We start from the raw sequence: 20,941 nt of genomic DNA on the forward strand, positions 1-20,941 counted from the left end.
CGGCTGAAGACCGGGAAGATCTCGGACACGATGCCGAAGAACGGCAGCGCGATGATGTACACCTCGGGGTGGCCGAAGAACCAGAACAGGTGCTGGAACAAAATCGCCCCGCCGTTCTCGGGGTCGTAAATGTGGGCGCCGAAACGCCGGTCCGCGCCGATGGCGAAGAGGGCTGCTGCCAGCGGCGGGAACGCCATGAGCACCAGGACCGAGGTGATGAAAACGTTCCACGTGAAGATCGGCATGCGCCACATGGTCATGCCGGGTGCCCGCATGCAGACCACAGTGGTGATGAAGTTGACCGCGCCCAGGATGGTGCCGAAGCCGGACAGCGCCAGGCCGAAGACCCACAGGTCACCGCCAATGCCCGGCGTAAACGTGGTGTTGTTGAGCGGCGCGTACACCGTCCAGCCAAAGGAGGCGGACCCCTGCGGAGTGATGAAGCCGGACACCGCAATCGTTGAGCCGAACAGGAAGAACCAGAAGGCCAGCGCGTTCAGCCGGGGGAATGCGACGTCCGGTGCACCGATCTGGAGCGGCATGATCACGTTGGTGAAGCCGGCGAACAGCGGGGTGGCGAACATCAGCAGCATGACGGTGCCATGCATGGTGAACAGCTGGTTGTACTGCTCCTTGGTCACCAGAACCTGCATGCCGGGTTCGAAGAGCTCGGCGCGGATCAGCAACGCCATCACGCCGCCGAGGCAGAAGAACACGAAGGACGCGATCAGGTACATGTACCCGATGGTTTTGTGGTCAGTGGAGGTGATCCACTTGACCACCATGTTGCCTTTTCGGAGGGGCACCACCCTGGGTGCCTCAGTGGCGGTGGTGCTTGGTGGTTGCTGATATGCGGTCATCGTCTGCCACTCCCCGGCATCGCGCTTCGACGCCCCGTGTAGGGCGAGGGTGCTGGCCGGACCGTGAGCGGTTCACAGAACCGACGGCATCAGGATAGCGCCTGCGGCAGCCCGGCAAAAGGTTTACTGGTTAATGGCCGTGGCGGGACCGTGGACCTCTGCTGGTGTCGCGGCACAGCTCCTGGGGGCGCCGCCATTCCCTGTCACCACTTCTCCCGAGTTTTTGTCCAGATAATGGCTCCAAAGTGGCCACGAAAGCCCATTATCTGGACAAAAACTCGGAGGCACTTCGTTCAGTCCCGCACTTCGTTCAGTCCCGCACTTCGTTCAGTCGGGCACTTCCATTTGGAACCCGCAGCCACAGCGCAGCAGCCGGGTGGGCAGGTGCACGTCGTGGATGGTGCGGTGGCGGCCGAGCTCTGTGCCGTAGATGCTGCTGGTACCCGAGCTGACCGAGGCCATCGGCATGCCGCAATGGAAGTATTCGCCACCGAACTGCAGGACTCCCATCACCTGGCCGTGGCGGTTCAGGACGCCTGCGACGTCGTGCACGCCGGCGGGGTGGGCGTAGAAGCGGTCGCATTCGACGCAGGTGTAGGACACATCAACAATGCCGTCCTGAGGGGGATGCAGGGCCTCAATGGATTCGACGATCAGGTGTTCATCCGTCTGGCACTGGGAACACCACAAGGGGACGCCGGAGGGGCGCTGCGCTTCGCCGGGCAGGTGGGCGTTGGAGATAGTCGTCATAGACGTGCTCCTGGTTAGGGGGCATCGGCGCCCTGCTGCTTGAGCTCAATCCCACGCTTAAAATACTCCCGGCCCGCAGGGCCGAGCAATAGCACCCCAAGCTGGCCGGGACGCCGTCCGATGAGCCGGCCCGGCCGCCGTCGTAAGCCCTGAAATCGATGCCCTGACCGCCCGAAAACCGGAGGAAAAAACCGTTCCGGATCCCCCCTTGTGACGGGGCGGGGCTGGTGCTATAAAACATCTACAGCCAGCCGACGCGGCTGGCGGTGAACGGGAGGACCCGGGGCTCAATTTGGCTGCCAGGAGGGGCGGTTAGCCCGGGAGCACGCCACCGCGCCAAACAGCGCACGGCAGCAGCATCCGGATCCTCTCGCGGACGGTCTCCGGCTCGATGAGCGGAGGCCGTCCTTTCGCGCGCCCTCATTTGCTGCGAAAGCCAGATCCTGCAGACAGCCGGGCACCTATTGGTTACGCTTGTCAAACAGGTCTCCTAGTTGTACGCGGGATTCCACGCCCTGCGTGGGTCGGTGCTGCGGACAAGGGACGGCAGGAGCGCCAGGTGAATAGGACCAGAGGCCAAGTCAGGGCGGGCGTTCTTGCGGCAGTGTCCTTGGCGGCGGCCTTCCTGGTGTCCTGCACGCCCGGCAATGGGCAGCCGCCCGCGCCCACGCCGGACATCGACCACCACAACATCACCGTCTGGACCACAGAGACGCTGCCGGACCGGATGGCCAAGCTTCACGTCGTCATTGACGGTTTCACTGCTGCCACCGGAGTGAAGGTCGACCTCATGGGCGTTCCTCCGCACCGCTTCAACCAGGTCATGACGTCATCGGCCGCCTCCGGTGACCTGCCCGACGTGATGGCTTCCTTGTCCCTGGGGCAGGTCCGGACCATGGCGACGTCCGGCCACATCGACTACAAGACGAACGCGGCCATAGTGCAAAGCCTTGGGGAACAGACGTGGGCCGCCCGGGCGCTCGAGCTGACGCGCGACAACGGCCAGCAGTTGGCCGTTCCGGGCTCCGCGTGGCATCAGCTGATTTACTACCGCAAGGACCTCTTCGCGCAGGCTGGTCTCAAGGCGCCTCGGACGTACGCGGACATTCTTGCCGCGGCCAGGAAGCTCGATTCCCCGGCGCTCGCAGGAATTGTCGCCGCCAACAGAACCGGCCAGGCGTTCACGCAGCAGTCGTTCGAGCACATAGCGCTGGGCAACGGCTGCCAGATGGTGGATGCCAAGGGCGGCATTGCGTTCGACAGTCCCCAGTGCGTGGCAGCGCTCGGCTTTTACCGGGACCTGCTCAAGAACTATTCCGTGCCCGGCATACAAGACATCGACACAGTGCGGTCCGCCTACTTCGCCGGGAAGGCGGCCATGGCCATCTGGCCGACGAACATGCTGGATGAGCTGGCCGGCACCCGGGCCGATGCGCGGCCCAGCTGCTCCGAATGCACCAAGGACCCGCTGTTCCTGGCGCGGAACACGGGAGTGGTGACAGGACTCCAGGGGCCGGACGCGCAACGGCCCGCGCATTTCGGCGAAGTGATCTCGTGGACCGTGACGGCTGATTCAGACGCGGAACCTGCCCGCCGCTTCGTGGAATACTTCCTGACACACGGCTATGCCGACTGGCTCGCGGTTGCCCCGGAGGAGCGCGTTCCCGTGCGCTCGGGCAGCACCGTAAACCCGGCCGAGTACGCGGATGCCTGGATGTCCATCCCCGTGGCGGCCGGCAGGACCGAGCGGTTCGGCAGCGTTTATGCCAAGGACGTCCTCGCCACCCTGCTGCAGGGGGCCAACGACCTGGAACACTGGGGGATTGTCCAGGGCCATGGCGATCTGGCCGGTGCTGCGATGGCCGAACTGCCGATTGCCAAGGCCGTCAGCGACGTCGCAGCGGGCCGGGCGCAGCCGCAGGCCGCAGCCACGAAGGCCGCCGCGTCCCTGCGGTCCATCCTGAAGTCCCTGAAGTAGCTCAGGTGGCCAGTTCCATCATGAGCGGCGGCAGTTCGTCGGCCAGTTCCCGCGCCAGATAGCCAAGGCCGCCAACCCGGCTGGCCAATCTGTCGCCCGCCGCGGCGTGGAGGTGGGTGCCCCAGCAGGCGGCCTGGGCGTCGCTGGTTCCCCGTGCCCGGAGCCCGGCGATGGCGCCGGCAAGAATGTCGCCGCTGCCGGACGTTCCCAGCCCGCCGTAGCCAGTGGTGATTTCCCAGTGGTTCCCCGTGTCAGGGAAATCAGAGGCGGACGAACCGCCGTCGGAGGAACCGCCGTCGGGGTTGCCGACGCCGGGTGGCCCGGCAATCACGCCCTGGCAGCTCACCACGGCGCGGTATTTTCCGGCGAGTTCGACGACGTCGGCCGCCAGGTTCCCGGTGTCCCGGCCCAGCAGGATCGCGGCCTCGGTGGGGTTCGGCGTGAGGATCAGGCGGCCCGCCCAGGGGCCCAGCTCATCAACCAGCCGGGGGAGGGCACCCAGCGCGTAGGCATCGAGCACCACCGTCGGACCGGCGCCCTGGCCCGGGTCCCTGGAGGATTCGTGCCGCAGCAGCCCACGGAGCAGCGCCTCGGTCTGTCCGATGTCGTCCAGTCCGGGGCCGATCAGCACGGCATCTGCAGCGTCGAAGTCCGGCAGCAGGTCCTCGAGCCCGGCGTCACCCACCGAACCGGCCTCGGATTGGGGCAGCCCGATCACCCCCGCCTCCGGCAGCGTCACGGCCAGCTGGACCGCCACTGACTCCGCCACGGCCAAGGTCACCCGGCCAGCTCCCGCGCGAAGTGCGGCCGTGCCGGCGAGCAACGCGGCACCCGGCGTGCGCCTCCCGCCGCCGATCACCAGCACCGCGCCGCGGGAGTATTTGTCAGACCCCGCGGAGGGCAGCGGCCAGCTTCGCAGGAGCGTCGGCGTGACAAGGGTGGCGCCAGCGTTGGTGGAATCTTTTGCTGGAGTGTCGGTGTGTTCAGCGCGGGTGGACATTGGCGTCACCGGCATGTTCGGTCACTTCGACGCCCTGTTCCATCAGGTGGTCGGCCATGTTGAAGCTCTCCAGGGTCCACGGCCCCACACCCTCCGGCCGCACATAGCGGGTCAGCGAGGCGTTCAGGACCGGAGTGCTGGCCGCCACGTCCAAGAGCTCCCGTTCGGACATGCCTTCGAGGATGTAGCGGAACAGCATGACGACGGCGTCGTGGCAGACCAGCATCACCCGGTGGCCACTGCCCAGCGCGTTTAGTTCGCCGATCAGGGAACGGAGCCGCAGGGCCACGTCCGCCCACGATTCCCCGCCCGGCGGGCGGTAATAGAACTTGCCCAGCCACCGCCGCCGTTCTGCTTCCTGGGGAAGCCGGGTTTCCACGCCAAAGGCGGTGAGCATGTCCAGGATGCCCAGCTCGCGGTCGCGGAGGCGCTCGTCCGAGCGCACGGGGACGGGCCAGCCTGCCGTCTCCACGGCGATCTCAGCCGTCTGGTAGGCGCGCATGTAGGGCGAGGAGATAACGACGTCGGGCCTCCGGTCTTCCGGCACCGCCGCCAGAGCGCGGCCCAGGGCCGTCACCTGCTCCCGCCCTGTGGAGGAGAGCTCGACGTCGGCATCACGGGCGGGGACCGCGATCACCTCGGCGCCGGAAACCGTGGCGTCGGTGGCGGCCACGTTGCCTTGGCTCTCGCCGTGGCGGATCAGGATGAGTTCCACGGCGCCGGCAGTCCACGCCGCGGGCACCGGGGCATCCTTGTGCGTTCCGTCAGCGGTGGTTCCGTTCTGTCCCACGATTGCACTCCCGTTCAGCCGAGGCCTGCGAATTTTCCACGTTACTAGTGCCGTACCCGGAATGTCAGCAGACTAATCAGCCGCCACGGAAACCCCACACGCTCTATCAGGTTCCGTCGCCTTTCTTGAAACGCTTCCTCACCTCCTGCAGCCAAACGGGAAACGCTCTTGCACTTGACGACCGCAAGGGTTTGGCCCAAACCGGCAGGTAGTGAGGGGGCGTCCGGGATAAGGCGGCGGGACGTGAGGGGGCGTCCGGGATAAGGCGGCGGGACGTGAGGGGGCGTCCGGCCCAAGGCGGCGGGACGTGAGGGGGCGTCAGGGGATGCGTTTGCCGCCCGAGCGGTTGAGGAAGAACACCAGCAGGGCCGCCAGCAGCAGGAAAGGCGCCACCCACAGCAGGAAGGCCACCGCCTTGATGGCTAGGCCCACGAGGAAAAACAGCACCGCAGCGACGGCGATGACCCACATCAGCTTTTTCACCGGTTACCCCTCACACAGATCGTCACTAGCGAAGCCAAGCAGGCATCACTTGCCCAGCGTCGCGGCGTACTGCCCCAGCCGGTCCTTCCCCAGGGCGGTGCCCACAGCGGCAGCGGCGCCGTAGTCCGGAAGGATGATTGACTGTCCATCAGTGCTGGCTCCGAATCCCGCCGTCGGAAGCGTGAAGAACACCGCGTCCTGCATCCGGACATTACGCAGGCTGTACACAAGGCTGGCCAGGGCGGTCGCGTTCAACCCCTTGTCCACGGTGATGTACTTCGACGCCGTGTTCACCAGCTTGTACAGCGTCACCGGGTTGGTCAGGGTGCGCGCGGAGAGCAGCTTGGCCAGGGTGGAGCGCAGGAACAGCTGCTGGTTCGCGACCCGTTGGAAGTCGCCGTCGGCAAACGCGTAGCGCTCGCGGACGAACTCGAGGGCGCGCTGGCCCTGCAGCTTGTTCACCCCGGCGGGGAAGTGCTGGTGCGTGTCAAAGCTGGCGGTGAACTCCACCGGATTGTTGACGTCCACGCCGCCGAGCGCCTCGGTGATGCCCCTGAAGCCTTCGAAGTCGATCATCACGGCGTGCTGGATCCTCTGCCCGAACAGCGACTCCACGGTCCTCACCGCAAGCGGCATTCCGCCCTGTTCGAGCGAGGAGTTGATTTTCGCTTCGCCGTAGCCGGGGATCGGAACCCACAGGTCGCGCATGAGCGAGATGCCGTAGGCGTGCTTCCCGTCGGCCGCCAGATGCACCAGCATGAGGACGTCCGCGCGCTGGTTCGGGAGGCCGTTCGGCGCCGGGGCATCACCCTTGCGGTGGTCGCTGCCGATCAGCAGGATGTTCATGGGCAGCGTGGGCGGCGGTGGCGGTTCCACCGGCTTTGGTGCGGGCTTCTTGGTGGGCGAGGGCTTGGTGGTGGCCGTCTGCGTAGGGCTCTCGGGGGCCGCGCTGATATCCGTCTTGGCGGTCTGGGTATTCCAGATCTGGGCCAGGCTGAACAGGAAGCCGCCGGCCACCAGCGCAATTGCGAGCAGCGATACCAAAACTACGTTGCGTATGGTCCGCTTGCGTTTGGCGCCGCCATCGGCGCCCGGAGCGGGGTCGCCGTTGCCCCCGGCTCCCGGACTGTTCCGGGATTTCATGATCGGACGGTACCACCAAAAACCGCCCGTGAGAACGACGGCGGCCGGCCGGCTTAGGAGGGGGCGTTCAGCCGGGCGAAACGCAGGATGGAGATGATCGCCGGGGCAAGTTCGTCTTCCATTTGCCGGTAGTAGTCGGCGCTGCGGCGGTAGGGGTCGACGACGTCGTTGTCCCCAGCATCGGGGGCCAGCGCGAGGTGCCGGACGGAGGCTGCCCGGGCAGGAAGCTTGTGCCAGAGCTTGGTGTTGGCCGCGAGCCGTTCACCGTTGAGGCTCCCGGTCCGGGGCGTCTGGTCCCCGCGCTCCTCCAGAACATCGAGCATCCGGGCAAACTCGCGGATGGTGAAGGTACGCTTCAGCAGCGAGGCATCCAGTTGCAGCACCTCTCCCCGGTGGCCGGAGGTCATGGTGAGGACCAGGTCCACGTTCCGCAGGATCTTGCCCGACAGCTGGCGTGCCGCGAAGCCCTCGGCCGTGCCGCCGAACGTGTGGATGATGTCCGCGGAAAGCGGCTGGATCGGGTCGCCCACCAGGGCGCGGGTCCCGGCGCTGCGCACCTGGAAGCCGCCGGGAAGCACCTGGTCCAGGCCGGCCTGAAGCAGGCGCTCCGCCACGGGGGAGCGGCAAATATTGCCAGTGCAGACGGTCAGGATTCGGACTGGCGAAGGCGATTCCACGTATTGGCTCTCTCAGGCTGGTGCGCAGGACAGGTCTGTCCCACCGACTCAACTTAACACGTGGGCCGCCCGGCGTTCCGGAGAACCATGGTGCGCCCTCCCAAACAACTCCCAGCTTTCCCCCATGCTGCTGCCGGGCTAGCAGTGCCAGCATGGAATGCAGACCTATTGGCCCGGGACCGCGAACCGACGTTGCTGCAGAAGGCAGGATCCAATGAGAGCTGCTCTGATTCATAGGTGGCACCGGCGTGGGTGGGGCCGGCGCCGGCCGGCTGGCCGGAAGCTCATCCCCGCCGCGTTGCTGGCGGTGGCCCTCACGGGGCTTGCTGCCTGCGGAACGGGGCTGCCGCCGTCGCCCTCTCCCGCACCCACGGCGGCGGCAAAGCCGGGGCATGTGTTCGTGATCAACTTGGAGAACAAGTCCTTCCGGGATGTCTGGAACGACCAGTCGGACGCAGAGTACCTGTCCCAGACCCTGCGCCCGCAGGGCGTGCTGCTGAGCCGGTACTACGCAATCGGGCACGCGTCGCTTCCCAACTACATCGCCCAGATCTCGGGCCAGGGCCCGAACTCAGCCACCAAAGGCGACTGTCCGGTCTACGAGACCTTTGACTCGAGCGGCACAGCGTCGCTGGGCCAGGAGCAGGGCAGCGGCTGTGTGTATCCCGAGTCGGTGCAGACGGTCGCGGGCCAGCTGAGCGCGGCCGGGAAGACCTGGAAGGGGTACATGGAGGACATGGGAACCCCGTGCCTGCATCCGGAACTGGGTGCCGACGATCCGAACCACGCTGCGCAGGAAGGCGACCAGTACGCGACCCGGCACAACCCGTTCGTGTACTTCGCGGGGATCACGTCGTCACCGGAATGCGAGCGCAACGACGTCGGCCTCTCCAGCCTCTCCGGTGACCTGAAGACCGTGGCCACCACTGCGAACCTGTCCTACATCAGCCCCAACCTGTGCAACGACGGGCACGACAGCCCGTGCGTTGACGGGCGGGAGGGCGGCCTGGTCTCGGCCGATGTATGGCTCCGCAAGCATGTACCGGAGATCATGGCCTCCCCGGCCTACAAACAGGACGGAATGCTGGTCATCACCTTCGACGAGGCGGAGGGGAAGGAGAGCGCGGATGCTGCACTGCCCGGGGGAGCGGCCGGCGGACTCATCGGGACGCTGGTGCTGTCACCGCTGGCCAGGGCAGGCGCCACCTCCGACCGTTTGTACAACCACTACAGCCTGCTGGCCAGCATCGAGGATGTCTTCGGGCTGCCCTATCTGGGGTACGCCGCCGCGCCCGGGCTGAACCGCTTCGGGGCCGATGTTTTTAGCCGCTGAATCAGGAGAAATGTCAGCAGCGCCGCCGCGACGTGCGCGTACAGCAACACGTGCAGCGGTTGGGTCGGCACGCCGGCCAGCAGCAGCCCGGGGCCGGTGAACTGGACGGGGTCCGAGTGTCCGTGGCCGCCCAGGGCGGTCGCCACCGGATCGGAGAAGAAGGCGAAAGCCCAGTGAATGGCCTGCTGTCCCACGCCGGCCAGCACCAGCAACGCCCAGTTCGGCACACCGATGCGGGTGACGACTGCGCCGGGCAGGCTCAGCAGCGCGGCGGTGGCGACGACGATCGGCACCGCTGGCACGGGATGCCCGGACACAGCGTGGATGACCAGGCCCAGGACAACACTGACGGACCCGAAGAGCCAGCCGGCCACGGCAAACTGCGTGCGACCTCCACGTTCCGCCATGCGCCCATCCTCCACCAGGTTGCCCGCCGGTGCCAGAGGGTCCTAGTAGGCTGGCAATGAGAGTCACCCCGATCTGCCGTAAGGACAGCGTGGAATGGCATCACTCATGAATGAGCCAGCGAAGGAGGCCGGGCTCCCAAGCCGGGAGGACGGGTTCGTCCCGCAACGGATTGCCGGCCCGGTGCTGGCCGGCGTCGTTCCCGGGCAACCACCCGCCGTCGTGCAAAGTGCCGCCCGGCTGGCCTACTCCCTGAACGTCAAGCTCATCTGTGCCTATGTGGATATCACCTCCTACCTCAGCAACGAGCGCGACGACCAGGACCTCCTGCAGTCAGCCGGGCAGGAGGGAACCGTTGACGACGCCGAGCAAACCAGCGCCCATCTCAGGGAGCACCTGCAGGCTGTCCTCGGCAAGGCCGGGATCCGGTGGTCGCTGCTGACCCTGGTCGGTGAACCCGCCCGGGCACTGGCCCGGCTGGCCGACTCGGCGGATGCCTCGGTCATCGTGGTGGGCACCCGCGAAGGGAGGGTGGGTGCCCGGCTGGAGCAGCTGCTGCTCGGCTCGGTGGCCGTCCACCTCACACACCGGCAGACCCGGCCGGTGGTTGTTGTTCCGCTCGCCCCGCAGAAGCGGCACCGCCCGAAGGAGGACGCCTGACACCATTCCGGCGCGACTGACGGTCAACACCGCCGGCACCATCCACCCACCCAAAATGAATGCGAGGGACTTCACATGGCCGACCTGATCGATTTTCTGGAAGCGCGGATCGCCGAGGACGAGGCGGATGCCCGGCGGGGACTGGAGATGGAGGGATCGGCGGGACCCGTCGTCGGCTGGTTCAGTCCCGGGCGCGTGCTTTCCGAATGCGCGGCCAAACGGACGATCCTGGGCAACGTCCCGCTCGTCACCGACGTTCCCACCGCCATCGGCGCCACGAGCGAGTACGTCCTCATGTCCCTGGCCGCCGTTTACAAGGACCATCCGGATTACCAGGAAGGCTGGGCGGTGGACGGGCTGTAGGGCCGGCATCCGGCGCCGCCCGCCGGCGCCGCCCGTCAGCCGGTAGTGCCCGTCAGCCGGTAGTGCCTGTGTCGTCGTGCGCACGGCCCACGGGCTTGGACTCGGGTGAGCCGCGCTGGCGGAGGTAGATCGACAGGACAACCATGGAACCGACGGCGAGGAACTCGGACTGCCAGTTCTGCAGGGTACGGTTCCAGAACTCCGGCGAGACGATGTACTCTGCCCAGCTGACGGGCTGCTGGAAGTTCCTGAGCTGCTCCTGGTTGTAGTTGCTGCTGCCCGCAATGGACTGGACCAGCCAGGACAGCAGGAAGATCAGGCCCATGGTCGCCCCGAGGGAGTTGGAGTACACGGTCCGTCGCCAGCCTGAGACGCGGGCCCATTTGGGCGACTTGGCGTTGCTGTACTCGCCCACGAGCTGTTCCTTGTCCGACTCCGGGCCGCGTTCGTTCAGTTCCTTGGACTCGGGAGACCCCTTCTGGACCAGCCAGATGGTCGCGAAGATGTACAGCAGGAACTGCAGGTACTCGGACTGCCAGTTTTCGGAGACGTCCACGGCGAAATTCGACGACGTGAGGTACTGTCCGAGACTGATTTCCTCCAGTCCGGAGGCCACCTGCTCCTGGTTGAAGAGGGCATGGCCGGTGAGCGCCTGGCCCAGCAGGGCCAGGAGGAAAATGATGCCAAAGAAGAGGCTGAGACCGTTGTTTCTGAGTGCTTTCTTCACGGTCCGCCTATCCCCGGACAAGCCCGACGGCGGCCAGGTAGGCCAGTCCGCCGAAGATCAGGATGAGATACAGGGCAAAGCTCCAGCGCATTCTATTTGCCTCCTACTTCGCAGGTGTACGGCTCTTCTTCCCCTTTGGGGGTGCAGCCTGCGCCCGTGACCTTCCAGCCGGCGTTGGAGGCGGCCAGGAAGACGGTGTCGTGCTCAAACTCGACGAAGGCGTCACGGCCGAACTGCTCTGAGCCCAGCAGCTTTCCCGCGTCCGGGATTTTCGCCTTTTCCAGCTGGCTCTCGCAGGTGCCGGCGTCACTGGACCGCGCCGTCTCCTCCCGTGTCCCGGGCTGCAGCAGCGAGCAGGCCGCCGTCATGTTGGAGCTGGCTACTTCCCGGTGGAAGGCTTCGGCTGCTTCTGCGGCCTGCGTTCCGTCAGCGGCGCACCCGGAAAGCACGCCGCCGGAAAGCGCGAGCAGGACGAGGACGCCGAGCCGCAGGCCCCTGACGGCGCTAGGCGTTTTCACGGTCTTCGCTCACGGGCGGCCCTCCTTCAAGGGAAACAGCGACAATAATAAGGCTACTTATTGTTTAGTCCGTGCCGACAACGCCGTCAAGGAGGCGCGCCCGCTCAGCCTGCGGGACGGCGATCAGGCAGAAGCCCGACGGCGGGGCGTTGCCCCTGTTTCGACGGACGCGTCAGTTCTCGAACGCACTGCCCAGTTCATAGATGGCGTGGTCCAGCAGGTCCCGCTGGATGGGGCGCAACATGTAGGAACCGTGGAGGTAGGCCTCGATCTCCATGGCGCCTGCGTCACCGCCGATGCTGAAATAGTGCATCCAGAGTTTGTCGACCTCCAGCTGGGCTTGCCGGAAGGCCCGGGCAGTCCGGTTTCTTTGCGCCTCGCCGTCCTGGTCAGCGCTCATGGTGTCCGGCGTCGGATTCCGGTGTGGGTTCGAGTATCCGCTGGGCCACCGCGCTCAGGAGGATCTCCTCTGTCCGGGCGCGGCTGATCATGGCTTGCAGGGCCTCCCGCTCGCCCACCTGCAGCCGTTCCATCAGCACGCCTTTGGCTATGTCGATCAGGCTCCTGCTGTGCAGGGCGTCTTTCAGGACGTCGCTGAGGTGGGCGGCGCGCTCCCGTACCTGCAGGTTGGACAGGATGAGCGCGGCGGGACCGGCAAGGAGGGTCAGGACCTGCGCGCTGTGTTCATCGAAGGCCCGCGGCCGGTCTGCGTAGACTTTGAGGGCTCCGATGGCCTCAGGCCTGTTGCGTCCGCCGAGGTCTGGCACGAGGAGAGGAACACTGATGCAGGACAGCACCCCCGTGCCGGCGCTCGCCTCGCTCCAGACGGGCCATCGCTGCTCGGTGCGGACATCGTCCACGAGCACCGGCTGGGCACTGGCCCATGCCGTGAGGCAAGGCCCCTCGCCCAAGTCGTACTGCAGCCGGTCGGCTTCCTGGACGAGGCTGCTGGTGGAGGCCGTGCTGGTGCGCCGGCCCTGGTCGTCGATAAGTGTGCCGCCTGCGCCAATGCTGCCGGCGAGGCTTTCGTGCGCGGCCTGGGCCAGGCTGGCCACGGCGCGGTCTACCACCGGCTCCGTCAACAGCAGGCCCGAAACCCAAGCGAACATCTCAGGAAGTTCCGCTGCCATTGGGTTCTTCCGCGTCACGGGGTGGCCTCACATCTCATCGGGTTCGGGAACATCCCTCTGGGCGGTACGTCCGGCAGATGTTCTCCATCATAGTCACGGGGTTCGAGGCCGCCGGTCCGGTCACCCGGGCGTGGTGTCGTCACGGTTTGCCTGCTCTGGTAGCTGAGCCCCGTTGAGGATGTCTGTGGCAATCTGCTTCAGCTGTTGTTTGTTGGAGAGCGCCATTTGGTGGAGAACCGCGGCGGCCTCCTCGCGGCTGCCGCGGGTCTGGGCCATCACCAGGCTCAGGGCCGCGTCAATGACTGCCCTGGACTGCAGGGCGCCGTGCAGGCCTTCCGGAAGGAGCGCCAGGCGGTGGACGCGGAGCGCCAGGCGGAGGACGCGGGACAGGGACGAGGCATACGTTTCGGCTGCGGTGATGGTGGCCGCGTCAAAAGCTGCTGTACTCCGGGCATAGCAGTTCAGTGCAGCAGCCGCGTCGGGCCCGGCATCAATGGGCACGGCAAGGACCGATACGACGCGGTCGGCCGTAACCGCCTGCCAGTACTGGTGCCATCGTTCGGACGTTTCGAGGTTCCTGACCAGCACCGTCCGGCCTTCCCTTAAGGCAGTCAGGCAGGGGCCGTCGTCGAAGCCGTACTGCTTCTCGTCCATCTGCCTGGCGCTTTCGCTGCTGCTTGCTACGGTGATGAGTCGTCCGTCCCGCTCGACGGAGATCGCGCACAACATCGGCTCTGGCACGGCGAGTTGTGATGCAGAGAAAACTGCCAGCTCGAGGAGGAAGTCATCAAACCCCGGGCTTTCCAGCAGCAGGTCCTGCAATTGTTCCAGCGTCGGCGAGGGAATTTGCCCGGACGTCGGCGGCTGGCCGGACTCGGCGGTGGCCATCGCATGCCTCAATCTCCTGAGAGCCGGATCCTCCGATCCACTAATTGCAACCGGACGAAGGGTCCGGGAATGGCCGCGGGCTTGCGTCTGCGGCCTGTCGTGACGAAAAGATCGACCGCGTCCCCAAGGTCCTGGCCGGCAGGAGTCCTTGCTCTTCATAGGCGCTTCGCCTTCATTTTGAGCCTACTCCCTTTGTGTCACGTGAGATACGAGCGGTGGGGCCGGGGCGAGCGCCGGATGAGGAACGCTACGTCCGAAGGCCACGGATGTAGCGTGCCAGCTCGATCAGTCCCGGAAGACAACCCGCCAACGCTTCATCACTGATGGGGCGTTTGGAGAAAGGCGGCGGGATCTGATGGGGCGTTTGGGGCCCAAGGCCGAACGTATGCTTGAAAGATGAGCGCTGCAGCCGCATCAACCGTCACCTTTGAAAGCCGCTTCGCCACGGAGCTTGCCGAGATGGCCATTCCTTGGAAGGCGGAGGAGGTCCCTGCCCCGCGGCTGCTCGTCCTGAATGAGCCGCTGGCCGCCGAGCTGGGCCTGGACCCGGACTTCCTGCGGAGCCCGGAAGGGCTTCCGCTGCTGATCGGCAATGCAGTGCCCGACGGCGCCACTCCCGTTGCGCAGGCCTACTCCGGCCACCAGTTTGGCTGGTTTGCGCCGAGGTTGGGTGACGGCCGCGCGCTCCTGCTCGGTGAGATTTCCGACGTCGAAGGCCGCCTCCGCGACATCCACCTGAAAGGCTCCGGCCGCACCCCCTTCGCCCGGGGCGGCGACGGGTTCGCCGTCGTGGGGCCGATGCTGCGTGAATACATCGTCAGTGAAGCGATGCACGCCCTGGGCATTGCCACCACCCGGTCACTCGCCGTCGTAGCCACCGACCGTTCCATCCAGCGGGAGACGGTGTTGCCGGGGGCGGTGCTCACGCGGGTCGCGAGCAGCCACCTGCGCGTGGGAAGCTTCCAGTACGCCCGGGTCGCCGGTGACGACGGGCTCCTGCGCCGCCTGGCCGACCACGCCATTGCGCGCCACTATCCCGACGCCGCCAATGTGGAGAACCGGTATCTCGCCCTGCTCAGCGCGGTCATCAGCGCGCAGGCTTCGCTGGTGGCCCAGTGGATGCTGGTGGGCTTCATCCATGGCGTCATGAACACGGATAACATGGCCATCTCGGGGGAGACCATCGACTACGGCCCGTGCGCCTTCATGGACGCGTTCGACCCCGCCACCGTCTACAGCTCCATCGACGAGAATGGCCGTTACGCCTACTCCAACCAGCCCCTCATCGCAGAGTGGAACCTTGCCCGCCTGGCCGAGGCGCTCCTTCCGCTGTTCGACGATGATGAGGAACGTGCGGTCGAGCTGGCCCAGGAGTCATTGGGTGCGTTCCGCCAGCAGTACAGCGCCGCCTGGCTGGCCGGCATGAAGGCGAAGCTCGGGTTGGACGGCGGCGTCGACGATGACGTGGCTTCGCCCCTGATTGACGAACTGCTCGCCATGCTCCAAGAGGAGCGCGTCGATTACACATCGTTCTTCCGGCGTCTCGGAACCGCGGCCCGCGGCAATGGCGGACCGGCACGGGACCTGTTCCCGCGACCGGACGTATTCGTCGCCTGGGCCGGACGCTGGCAGGCCATGGATCCGGACGCGGATGTGATGGACCGGGTCAACCCGGCGTATGTGCCCCGCAACCACCTTGTTGAGGAAGCACTTAGCTCTGCGACCGGCGGTGATCTTGGACCGCTCAGGCGATTGCTGGAAGCGGTGACGGACCCCTATAACGAGCGTCCCGGCGTCGAACGCTACGCGGAGGCTGCGCCGGAAAGCTTTGGCCCGTACCGGACCTTCTGCGGAACCTGACCTACGGGCCCGGGTGGACGAGCGTGTCCGGATCCAGTTCGCTCGCCGGTGCGTCGGCGAGTCCCTCAGGCGTGAGGTCCAGGTCGTCCAAAGCGGCCATGGCTGCGTTCAGCCCGGCATCCGGGGCAATGTTGTTAGTCATGGTTCTCTGTCTCCTGAAGTAAGCGGGACGTGCATTGGTGTGCTGACTGGCTATTTTCCTTGGAACTGGCCCGCGCGCCAAAATTGCGCCGAGGGGAGAAATGCTGTAGCCACGGCCGATCTAACCCGTCCGGAACCGCTGTAGTTAGGTGATGGACGACGGCGGCGGCCCCCTCCTGCGCGGGCCGTCGCGGCCCGTTTGGAGGCAGTTTTATGACGGCCGGTTACACCTCGCCGCCGCCGATGATGTCCAGGGAGAGCTGGTGCAGCGGTTCCTCCCGCCGCCGGGAAGCGCTGATGAGGGTGGCGAGGGCCTGGTCGCGGCTGATGTGGAGGCGCTCCATGACGATCCCGGTGGCCGTTCCAATTGCATCCCGGGCGCCGAGGGCGCCGATGAGCCCGTCGCTGAGGCGCTGGGCGGTGTCGCGGGCCTGGGAATTGGCAAGCATGAGTGCCGCGGGCCGCGCCAGCAGCTCGATCAGGCGGATGGCCCTGGAATCGAATCCGTTTGGAATGGGGGAGTACACCTTCAGCGCCCCGATGGCGCCGTCGGGAGTTGATAGCGGCGTGCTGATCACCGAGCGAAGGGGCAGGCCGGCAATGGCGCGGCTCCAGGCTGGCCAGCGGTGGTCGGTGCGGCAGTCCTCGACCGTAACTGTCGCCTGCTGTGCCCAGGCGGTCAGGCACGGCCCCTGTCCAAGGTCGTACTGGAACTGGTCTGCCTGCAGGATATCGGGATCAGTGAAGGCCGTGCTGGTGCGCCGGCCGCGCGTATCCATCAGGCTGACTCCTGCTCCCAGGGTCCCCGGAATGGCTTCCTTCAAGGCCTGGGCCAGCGCGGAAACGGCTTCGTCGACGGTTTCGTGGGTCAGCAAAAGGTCGGCGATCCGGGCGGTGAGCGCCGCGAGTTCGTCAGCGAGGGGCAGGTTGGCTTGCATCGGAGCCCGACTAGGACGTGGGGGGAGAGCCCGCGGGGACCTGACCGGCTCGGCGGGAGGATCCGGACCGTGCAAGAGTGGCTGCTGAGACAGGCACGCTTTAATTCCTCTCCTGAGTGCGCAGAGTGCCGTCCCGGTGGCAGACTGCCGCGTGGAAAACGTTTAAGACAATTATTTCAGTGCAAGGCGCCTGCCGCGAGGGGTAACGGCCCTTGATTGGTAACGAATTAATGGGTGGGCGTGGTGGCCCGAAAAAACCCACGCCCATTGCCTCGGCATGGGCTTTGTGAGGGGATAATCGGTTAAGAACACGTATGTATCTGTCAGATTGGGGCAATGGTGACGGAACGTGGAGGACTCGGGGAACGGGTCGCGGCCGGTGAGGCCGAACTGTTTAAGGTGCTGGCCCATCCGGCCAGGGTCCGCGTTCTGGCCATGCTCGCGTCGGGCCCGGCTTCCGTGGCGGAGCTGTGTTCGGCCACGGGGCTGAAGGCATCACATCTGGCTGGTCAACTCGCCCAGTTGCGGGCCCAGCACCTGGTGACTGGCCGCCGGGCACACGGACGGCTGCAGTACTGGCTGGCTTATCCCGAGATTGCAGACCTGCTCGCCGCTGCCGAGTCCGTGTTGACTGCGCGTGCGGCGGCCGACGCGGGCGGCTTGGCCGGCTTGGGCGCGACCCGTTGGGGATCCGACGGCGCTGGCCTTGGCCCGGGCGGTGGGGGCACGCTGACGGATGAGTCTGCCGCCGAGTTGGCGGAGTCCCTGGGCAGGCGCGCCCTGATAACCGACGCCGTCCGGTCCGTCAGTGCCCGGACAGGGCGGAGCTCCGAACAGGCGCTGGCCGGACTCCTGACCGAGGCCCGGGAGCGCAGCCTCACACTCGCCGAGGTCTCCAGCGAAGCAGTGGCGGAGCGCGGAACCGAGTGACCTCTCGCCAGGCAGGCGAAACCCGGTAGCCGCTGGTTGAGCTTGTCGAAACCGGTTTCTGTGTGTGCCCTAAAGGTTGGTCTATTGACGGAGTGGCGGCCCTGGGCGAGACTCGTAATTGAGGAATTGATGAATTCATCGTTTTTTCAATCCTCTCCATTGGGGGTCCTCTGCTCCGGCAGGCGCAGAGGGGCCGGAGCGTCGCGGGGCGGGTGGACCATTTCACCGCCCGGGGGGCCGCGGAATAGACGGAAAGGGGCCGGAACAGCGTGGTTCCGTCCCCTTTCCGATTCCAGCCGTAGCGCGGTTGCCCGAGTCCGGGACTGGGCGTACCGGAACTACGGGCGTTCGAAGATGCTCAGGATATTGCCTTCAGTGTCCAGGAACCAGGCGGCCTTGCCCCCGTCCGAGGTGGCAATCCCGTTCTCCGTTTTCAGCCCCGGAAAATCGTATTCCTCGAACACAACGCCGCGGCCCCGCAACTCCTGGACGTCCCGTTCGACGTCGTCCGTTACCCAGCCCATCTGGGTGTTTTTGGCGCTGCCCGCGTTGTCGGTCTGGTACACCAGGAACCTGGTCCCGTTGCCGCATTCGTACATGACGTTGTCGTCCGCGGGTTCCACCGGCTCCAGTCCCAGCTTGTCCCGGTAAAAACCTTTTGCCCTGCCTACGTCCTTCGCCGGAAGGACGGCGGTGACGGCTATGTCCTTGAGCATGACAGTTCACTCCTCGTTGAGTTGATGGCGCTCTTGAGTTAATGGCGATGGTCCCCTGATCGGTGCCGGGAACGGACTGGGAGTCCGTGTCCGTACCGCGTCACCGCCCGTTTCGCCGACAGCCGGGCGGCCACCTGGGACCCTGCGGCGCCTCGCCGGCAACGCCGGCGCGAGGGTCCCCGAAGTTTATGGGGACATTATGGAACCGAAGTGCCACTTGCGGATATAGGACGCGGGGACGGGAAAGCACGACGTCGGCCCGGCCGGCTGCCGCTGTTGCCGTGCAGCCGCTGCTTTTGACTGGCAGCCGGCCGGCGGCGGCTCCCCTGAGCGCGCTAGGCGCGCGACTCGAGGCCGTGCGCCGTCAGCGGACCCACGGGGCAGAGCTTATTGACCGTCTCCGTGAGTTGCCTCGGACGGAAGGGCTTGATCAGGTAGGCGGCGGCTCCCGACGCCATGCCGGCCATCTCGTCGTCGAGCTCCGCCCGGGCGGTGATGAACAGCATTGGTGCCTCGGAGCGGGCGCGGATATGCCGCGCCACCTCCAGGCCGTCCATGTCCGGCAGGTTCAGGTCCACCGTCACCAGGGCGGGGTGGTGTTCCCATGCCGCGGCGACCCCGTCAACGCCGTTGCCCACCGCCTGAACGTCAAAGCCGAGCCGTCCCAGGATCAGACTGATCAAATCGCGAATATCCCGGTCATCCTCGATGACCAGGCACAGCCCCCGTGAACCCAACGTGCCCCCCGGCCTGTAGTAGGTGTGTGCACAGTGTAGGGCGGAAACCTCAAGACGTGCATGCCGGGGCACGAAAAAGCCCCGCACCATTGTGAAGGCGGTGCGGGGCTTCCCGGGGACGACCATCCGCATGGGGGAATAGGATGGGGCCCCGCACTAAGTTACCCGCGCGTAGATTTGTCCTTCAACTGTACGATTCCCGTCATTCGGGCAGTTCCATCTGGAAACCGCATGTGCACCTCAGGACGCGGGTGGACAGGTAGACGTCCAGGGTGTCCTCGGCCGGGCCCTCGGTGGTCAGCGGCGCGGACAGCCGGCGGACCTCCGACCCTGCCTTGGCCATCGGTTGTCCGCAGTGCATGTAGTGGCCGCCGAAAATCAGCACGTCCCCTTTTTGCTCCCGGCGGCCCAGGACTGCGGACAGCTCGGCTACCTGGGCAGGATGTTCACGGAAGCGCCGGCACCGGCCGCAGGTGTAGGCAACCAGAACGACGTCGGTGGGGCAGTCCGGGATGTTCATCACCGATCTGACGGTCAGGTGGCGGTTGGTGCCGCAGCGGGTACACGTCACGGGTGAAACGCGCGCCCGTCCGGCGCCGTCGGAGCGGAAGTCGGGGGATTTGAGCGACACGGTCAGCCGGCGATCGGGTAGCTGGCCAGGATGTAATCGGCTGCGGCGCGTCCCTTCATCCGCCGCCTGGTGCCGCGGAGGTTGACCCGGCACCGGCGCATGCCGGCCCGGAAGGACGAGTCGGTCTTGGGCGTCACTCCCTGGATCAGGCACCAGCTCGTGTAGAGCCCGTAGAGGCAGTCCGGCCCCAGCGGGCTGTCGGTGTCGGGAGCGGGGGAGGTGGCGTCGTGAAGGAACTGCTGGAAATGCGAGGTGGCCATGGCAGGCTCTTTTCCTCAGGGTGCGGGGTGGCCGCCGTGAGGCTGCAGCGGCATTGCCTCCAGGCGGTGCACAACGTCGGGAGGGGTTTCCCATACAGAAAAACGCAGGGTCCTGTATTGAACCTACCGCGCAGTAGGGAGTGTTGTACAGGGAATGCCTCAGGACCCGGGCGTGCATGCCGATCTCGAGCTGCCCAGACGCGCGCGGTCAATCGCCACGAGCGCCACCGCGCTGGCAGCGAGGCGGATGGCGTTGACGCGGTACCACTTGGCCAGCAGGGGCTTACAGCGCATGTCGCTGGGTGGGCGCGGCTCGAAGAACAGCGCAGGATTCACGGACCGGAGAAGGTATGCGGTTGCTGCCGCGCCGGCCGCCGAAGCGGCGGCAGCCGTCGCCAGCTACGGCCGGCTGCCCGGGCGGTTCCATCCTGCGGCAAGTGCCAGCGCTACGGCCGGGAAGGTCGCGGGAGCCAGTGGCGCGTAGTAGCGTCCGGGGCTGCCGGACCCCAGCGGGGACCTCCGCAGCTCAGGGCCGTCCTCGGACCCGGCGACGCGGTGGGGGACTTTGACCACGGCCTCGTAGAGGTTCCCGAAAAACCAGTGCGCGTGAGTGAATTCCGCGACGGCCAAACTGACATCGGCCATTGTCCCGCGCTTGTCCGTTGCTCCATGCCCCATGGCCATAACGTACAGCAGGCCGGTGGGATCTGCGCTCCTGGTTCCGGACGCGTTCGCAGCTCAATCAGCGGGTCCCCGGGCCGGCGGCGGACTGGGTTTGGCAGCCAGGTCACGGAGGGTGGACCGGGGGCCATCGCCGCCGGCCCTGATGGAAGTTTCCGTTATCGTCCTTGGAAGAACTTTGGAGTTCCTTGGGTCCGGCACGGGAATCCGCGCCCCGAACCTTCAGAACTGCCGGGTCCGGACGTACCCCCTCGCGCGCCGGACCCGGCAACGCCCCTCCTCGACCGCGGAAACAGATAGGGCGGCGTGTTGCACGGGCCACGTTCACAGCCTGTTCACCCC

Annotated in this window: 26 protein-coding genes; 6 read left to right on the forward strand and 20 right to left on the reverse strand. The window is 66.3% G+C overall.

Translation table 11 applies throughout. From position 1 onward, the window contains the following. On the reverse strand, positions 1-860 hold an 860-nt coding region (locus ACFRAU_RS21515; protein WP_378001404.1), incomplete at its 3' end, for a cbb3-type cytochrome c oxidase subunit I. A gap of 327 nt (positions 861-1,187) precedes the next feature. Continuing rightward, complete coding sequence (locus tag ACFRAU_RS21520) at positions 1,188-1,610, reverse strand: hypothetical protein (protein ID WP_378001405.1); 423 nt, start codon at positions 1,608-1,610, stop codon at positions 1,188-1,190. Positions 1,611-2,169: 559 nt separating this feature from the next. Here ACFRAU_RS21520 and ACFRAU_RS21525 point away from each other — a divergent pair. Continuing rightward, the gene (locus tag ACFRAU_RS21525) at positions 2,170-3,588 is read left to right on the forward strand and encodes an ABC transporter substrate-binding protein (protein ID WP_378001406.1); all 1,419 of its coding nucleotides are present in this window, start codon (positions 2,170-2,172) and stop codon (positions 3,586-3,588) included. Position 3,589: 1 nt separating this feature from the next. On the opposite strand, the gene ACFRAU_RS21530 is transcribed toward ACFRAU_RS21525, so the two are convergent. The 5 genes from ACFRAU_RS21530 to ACFRAU_RS21550 form a co-directional block, all read right to left on the reverse strand. Next, entirely contained in the window at positions 3,590-4,588 is a 999-nt protein-coding gene (locus ACFRAU_RS21530; RefSeq protein ID WP_378001407.1) for an NAD(P)H-hydrate dehydratase, read from the reverse strand. Continuing rightward, the gene (locus tag ACFRAU_RS21535; protein ID WP_378001463.1) at positions 4,572-5,330 is read right to left on the reverse strand and encodes a histidine phosphatase family protein; all 759 of its coding nucleotides are present in this window, start codon (positions 5,328-5,330) and stop codon (positions 4,572-4,574) included. Before ACFRAU_RS21535 ends, ACFRAU_RS21530 begins: the two co-directional genes overlap by 17 nt. A 366-nt stretch (positions 5,331-5,696) precedes the next feature. Continuing rightward, the gene (locus ACFRAU_RS21540; protein ID WP_378001408.1) at positions 5,697-5,861 is read right to left on the reverse strand and encodes a hypothetical protein; all 165 of its coding nucleotides are present in this window, start codon (positions 5,859-5,861) and stop codon (positions 5,697-5,699) included. 45 nt (positions 5,862-5,906) lie between these two features. Then, complete coding sequence (locus tag ACFRAU_RS21545; RefSeq protein ID WP_378001409.1) at positions 5,907-7,004, reverse strand: LCP family protein; 1,098 nt, start codon at positions 7,002-7,004, stop codon at positions 5,907-5,909. Positions 7,005-7,057: 53 nt separating this feature from the next. Next, complete coding sequence (locus ACFRAU_RS21550; protein ID WP_377997578.1) at positions 7,058-7,681, reverse strand: low molecular weight phosphatase family protein; 624 nt, start codon at positions 7,679-7,681, stop codon at positions 7,058-7,060. A 214-nt stretch (positions 7,682-7,895) separates the two neighbouring features. On the opposite strand from ACFRAU_RS21550, the gene ACFRAU_RS21555 reads away from it, so the two are divergent. Then, positions 7,896-9,014 carry an alkaline phosphatase family protein gene (locus tag ACFRAU_RS21555; protein WP_378001410.1) on the forward strand — a complete coding sequence of 373 codons (1,119 nt, stop codon included), beginning with the start codon at positions 7,896-7,898 and terminating at the stop codon, positions 9,012-9,014. Here the strand turns inward: ACFRAU_RS21555 and ACFRAU_RS21560 are convergent. After that, the gene (locus tag ACFRAU_RS21560) at positions 8,951-9,421 is read right to left on the reverse strand and encodes a hypothetical protein (protein WP_378001411.1); all 471 of its coding nucleotides are present in this window, start codon (positions 9,419-9,421) and stop codon (positions 8,951-8,953) included. The genes ACFRAU_RS21555 and ACFRAU_RS21560 overlap by 64 nt on opposite strands. A 106-nt stretch (positions 9,422-9,527) precedes the next feature. Here ACFRAU_RS21560 and ACFRAU_RS21565 point away from each other — a divergent pair, with 106 nt between their 5' ends. Further along, positions 9,528-10,079 (forward strand): universal stress protein, encoded by a 552-nt coding sequence (locus ACFRAU_RS21565; protein WP_378001412.1) that lies wholly within the window; start codon positions 9,528-9,530, stop codon positions 10,077-10,079. Between the two features lie 75 nt (positions 10,080-10,154). Next, positions 10,155-10,442, forward strand: a complete 288-nt coding sequence (locus ACFRAU_RS21570; RefSeq protein WP_377997582.1) for a DUF6221 family protein — start codon at positions 10,155-10,157, stop codon at positions 10,440-10,442. A gap of 52 nt (positions 10,443-10,494) precedes the next feature. Here the strand turns inward: ACFRAU_RS21570 and ACFRAU_RS21575 are convergent, their stop codons facing one another. The 5 genes from ACFRAU_RS21575 to ACFRAU_RS21595 form a co-directional block, all read right to left on the reverse strand. Further along, positions 10,495-11,169 carry a DUF6766 family protein gene (locus tag ACFRAU_RS21575; RefSeq protein ID WP_377997583.1) on the reverse strand — a complete coding sequence of 225 codons (675 nt, stop codon included), beginning with the start codon at positions 11,167-11,169 and terminating at the stop codon, positions 10,495-10,497. 92 nt (positions 11,170-11,261) lie between these two features. Continuing rightward, a complete protein-coding gene (locus ACFRAU_RS21580) occupies positions 11,262-11,687 on the reverse strand; it encodes a hypothetical protein (RefSeq protein WP_378001413.1) in 426 nt (141 codons plus the stop codon). A gap of 172 nt (positions 11,688-11,859) precedes the next feature. After that, the gene (locus tag ACFRAU_RS21585; protein WP_378001414.1) at positions 11,860-12,087 is read right to left on the reverse strand and encodes a hypothetical protein; all 228 of its coding nucleotides are present in this window, start codon (positions 12,085-12,087) and stop codon (positions 11,860-11,862) included. Further along, positions 12,077-12,817 (reverse strand): GAF and ANTAR domain-containing protein, encoded by a 741-nt coding sequence (locus ACFRAU_RS21590; RefSeq protein WP_378001415.1) that lies wholly within the window; start codon positions 12,815-12,817, stop codon positions 12,077-12,079. Before ACFRAU_RS21590 ends, ACFRAU_RS21585 begins: the two co-directional genes overlap by 11 nt. A 120-nt stretch (positions 12,818-12,937) precedes the next feature. Then, positions 12,938-13,705 carry a GAF and ANTAR domain-containing protein gene (locus tag ACFRAU_RS21595; RefSeq protein ID WP_378001416.1) on the reverse strand — a complete coding sequence of 256 codons (768 nt, stop codon included), beginning with the start codon at positions 13,703-13,705 and terminating at the stop codon, positions 12,938-12,940. Positions 13,706-14,101: 396 nt separating this feature from the next. Between ACFRAU_RS21595 and ACFRAU_RS21600 the strand changes: the two genes are divergently transcribed. Beyond that, positions 14,102-15,565 carry a YdiU family protein gene (locus tag ACFRAU_RS21600; RefSeq protein ID WP_378001417.1) on the forward strand — a complete coding sequence of 488 codons (1,464 nt, stop codon included), beginning with the start codon at positions 14,102-14,104 and terminating at the stop codon, positions 15,563-15,565. A 1-nt stretch (position 15,566) separates the two neighbouring features. On the opposite strand, the gene ACFRAU_RS21605 is transcribed toward ACFRAU_RS21600, so the two are convergent. Together ACFRAU_RS21605 and ACFRAU_RS21610 are read right to left on the reverse strand one after the other, a co-directional pair. Continuing rightward, the gene (locus ACFRAU_RS21605) at positions 15,567-15,707 is read right to left on the reverse strand and encodes a hypothetical protein (RefSeq protein ID WP_378001418.1); all 141 of its coding nucleotides are present in this window, start codon (positions 15,705-15,707) and stop codon (positions 15,567-15,569) included. Between the two features lie 223 nt (positions 15,708-15,930). Next, a complete protein-coding gene (locus tag ACFRAU_RS21610; protein WP_378001419.1) occupies positions 15,931-16,644 on the reverse strand; it encodes a GAF and ANTAR domain-containing protein in 714 nt (237 codons plus the stop codon). Positions 16,645-16,980: 336 nt separating this feature from the next. Here ACFRAU_RS21610 and ACFRAU_RS21615 point away from each other — a divergent pair, with 336 nt between their 5' ends. Continuing rightward, on the forward strand, positions 16,981-17,574 hold the full coding sequence (locus tag ACFRAU_RS21615; RefSeq protein ID WP_378001420.1) for an ArsR/SmtB family transcription factor: 594 nt from the start codon (positions 16,981-16,983) through the stop codon (positions 17,572-17,574). Positions 17,575-17,912: 338 nt separating this feature from the next. Here ACFRAU_RS21615 and ACFRAU_RS21620 read toward each other — a convergent pair whose 3' ends face one another. From ACFRAU_RS21620 to ACFRAU_RS21640, 5 genes are all read right to left on the reverse strand, one after another. Next, entirely contained in the window at positions 17,913-18,290 is a 378-nt protein-coding gene (locus ACFRAU_RS21620; protein WP_378001421.1) for a VOC family protein, read from the reverse strand. Between the two features lie 335 nt (positions 18,291-18,625). Further along, positions 18,626-18,973: a response regulator transcription factor gene (locus tag ACFRAU_RS21625; RefSeq protein ID WP_377997593.1), complete on the reverse strand. Its 348-nt coding sequence runs from the start codon at positions 18,971-18,973 to the stop codon at positions 18,626-18,628. 256 nt (positions 18,974-19,229) lie between these two features. Then, positions 19,230-19,658, reverse strand: a complete 429-nt coding sequence (locus ACFRAU_RS21630; RefSeq protein ID WP_377997594.1) for a hypothetical protein — start codon at positions 19,656-19,658, stop codon at positions 19,230-19,232. A 2-nt stretch (positions 19,659-19,660) separates the two neighbouring features. Next, positions 19,661-19,918, reverse strand: coding sequence for a hypothetical protein (locus tag ACFRAU_RS21635; RefSeq protein ID WP_377997595.1), 258 nt, complete (start codon positions 19,916-19,918; stop codon positions 19,661-19,663). Between the two features lie 399 nt (positions 19,919-20,317). Further along, the gene (locus ACFRAU_RS21640) at positions 20,318-20,596 is read right to left on the reverse strand and encodes a hypothetical protein (protein WP_377997597.1); all 279 of its coding nucleotides are present in this window, start codon (positions 20,594-20,596) and stop codon (positions 20,318-20,320) included. Between the last annotated feature and the right edge of the window lie 345 nt (positions 20,597-20,941).

It is taken from the genome of Arthrobacter sp. NPDC056691 (genome assembly GCF_042791415.1).
Taxonomy (GTDB): Bacteria; Actinomycetota; Actinomycetes; order Actinomycetales; family Micrococcaceae; genus Arthrobacter.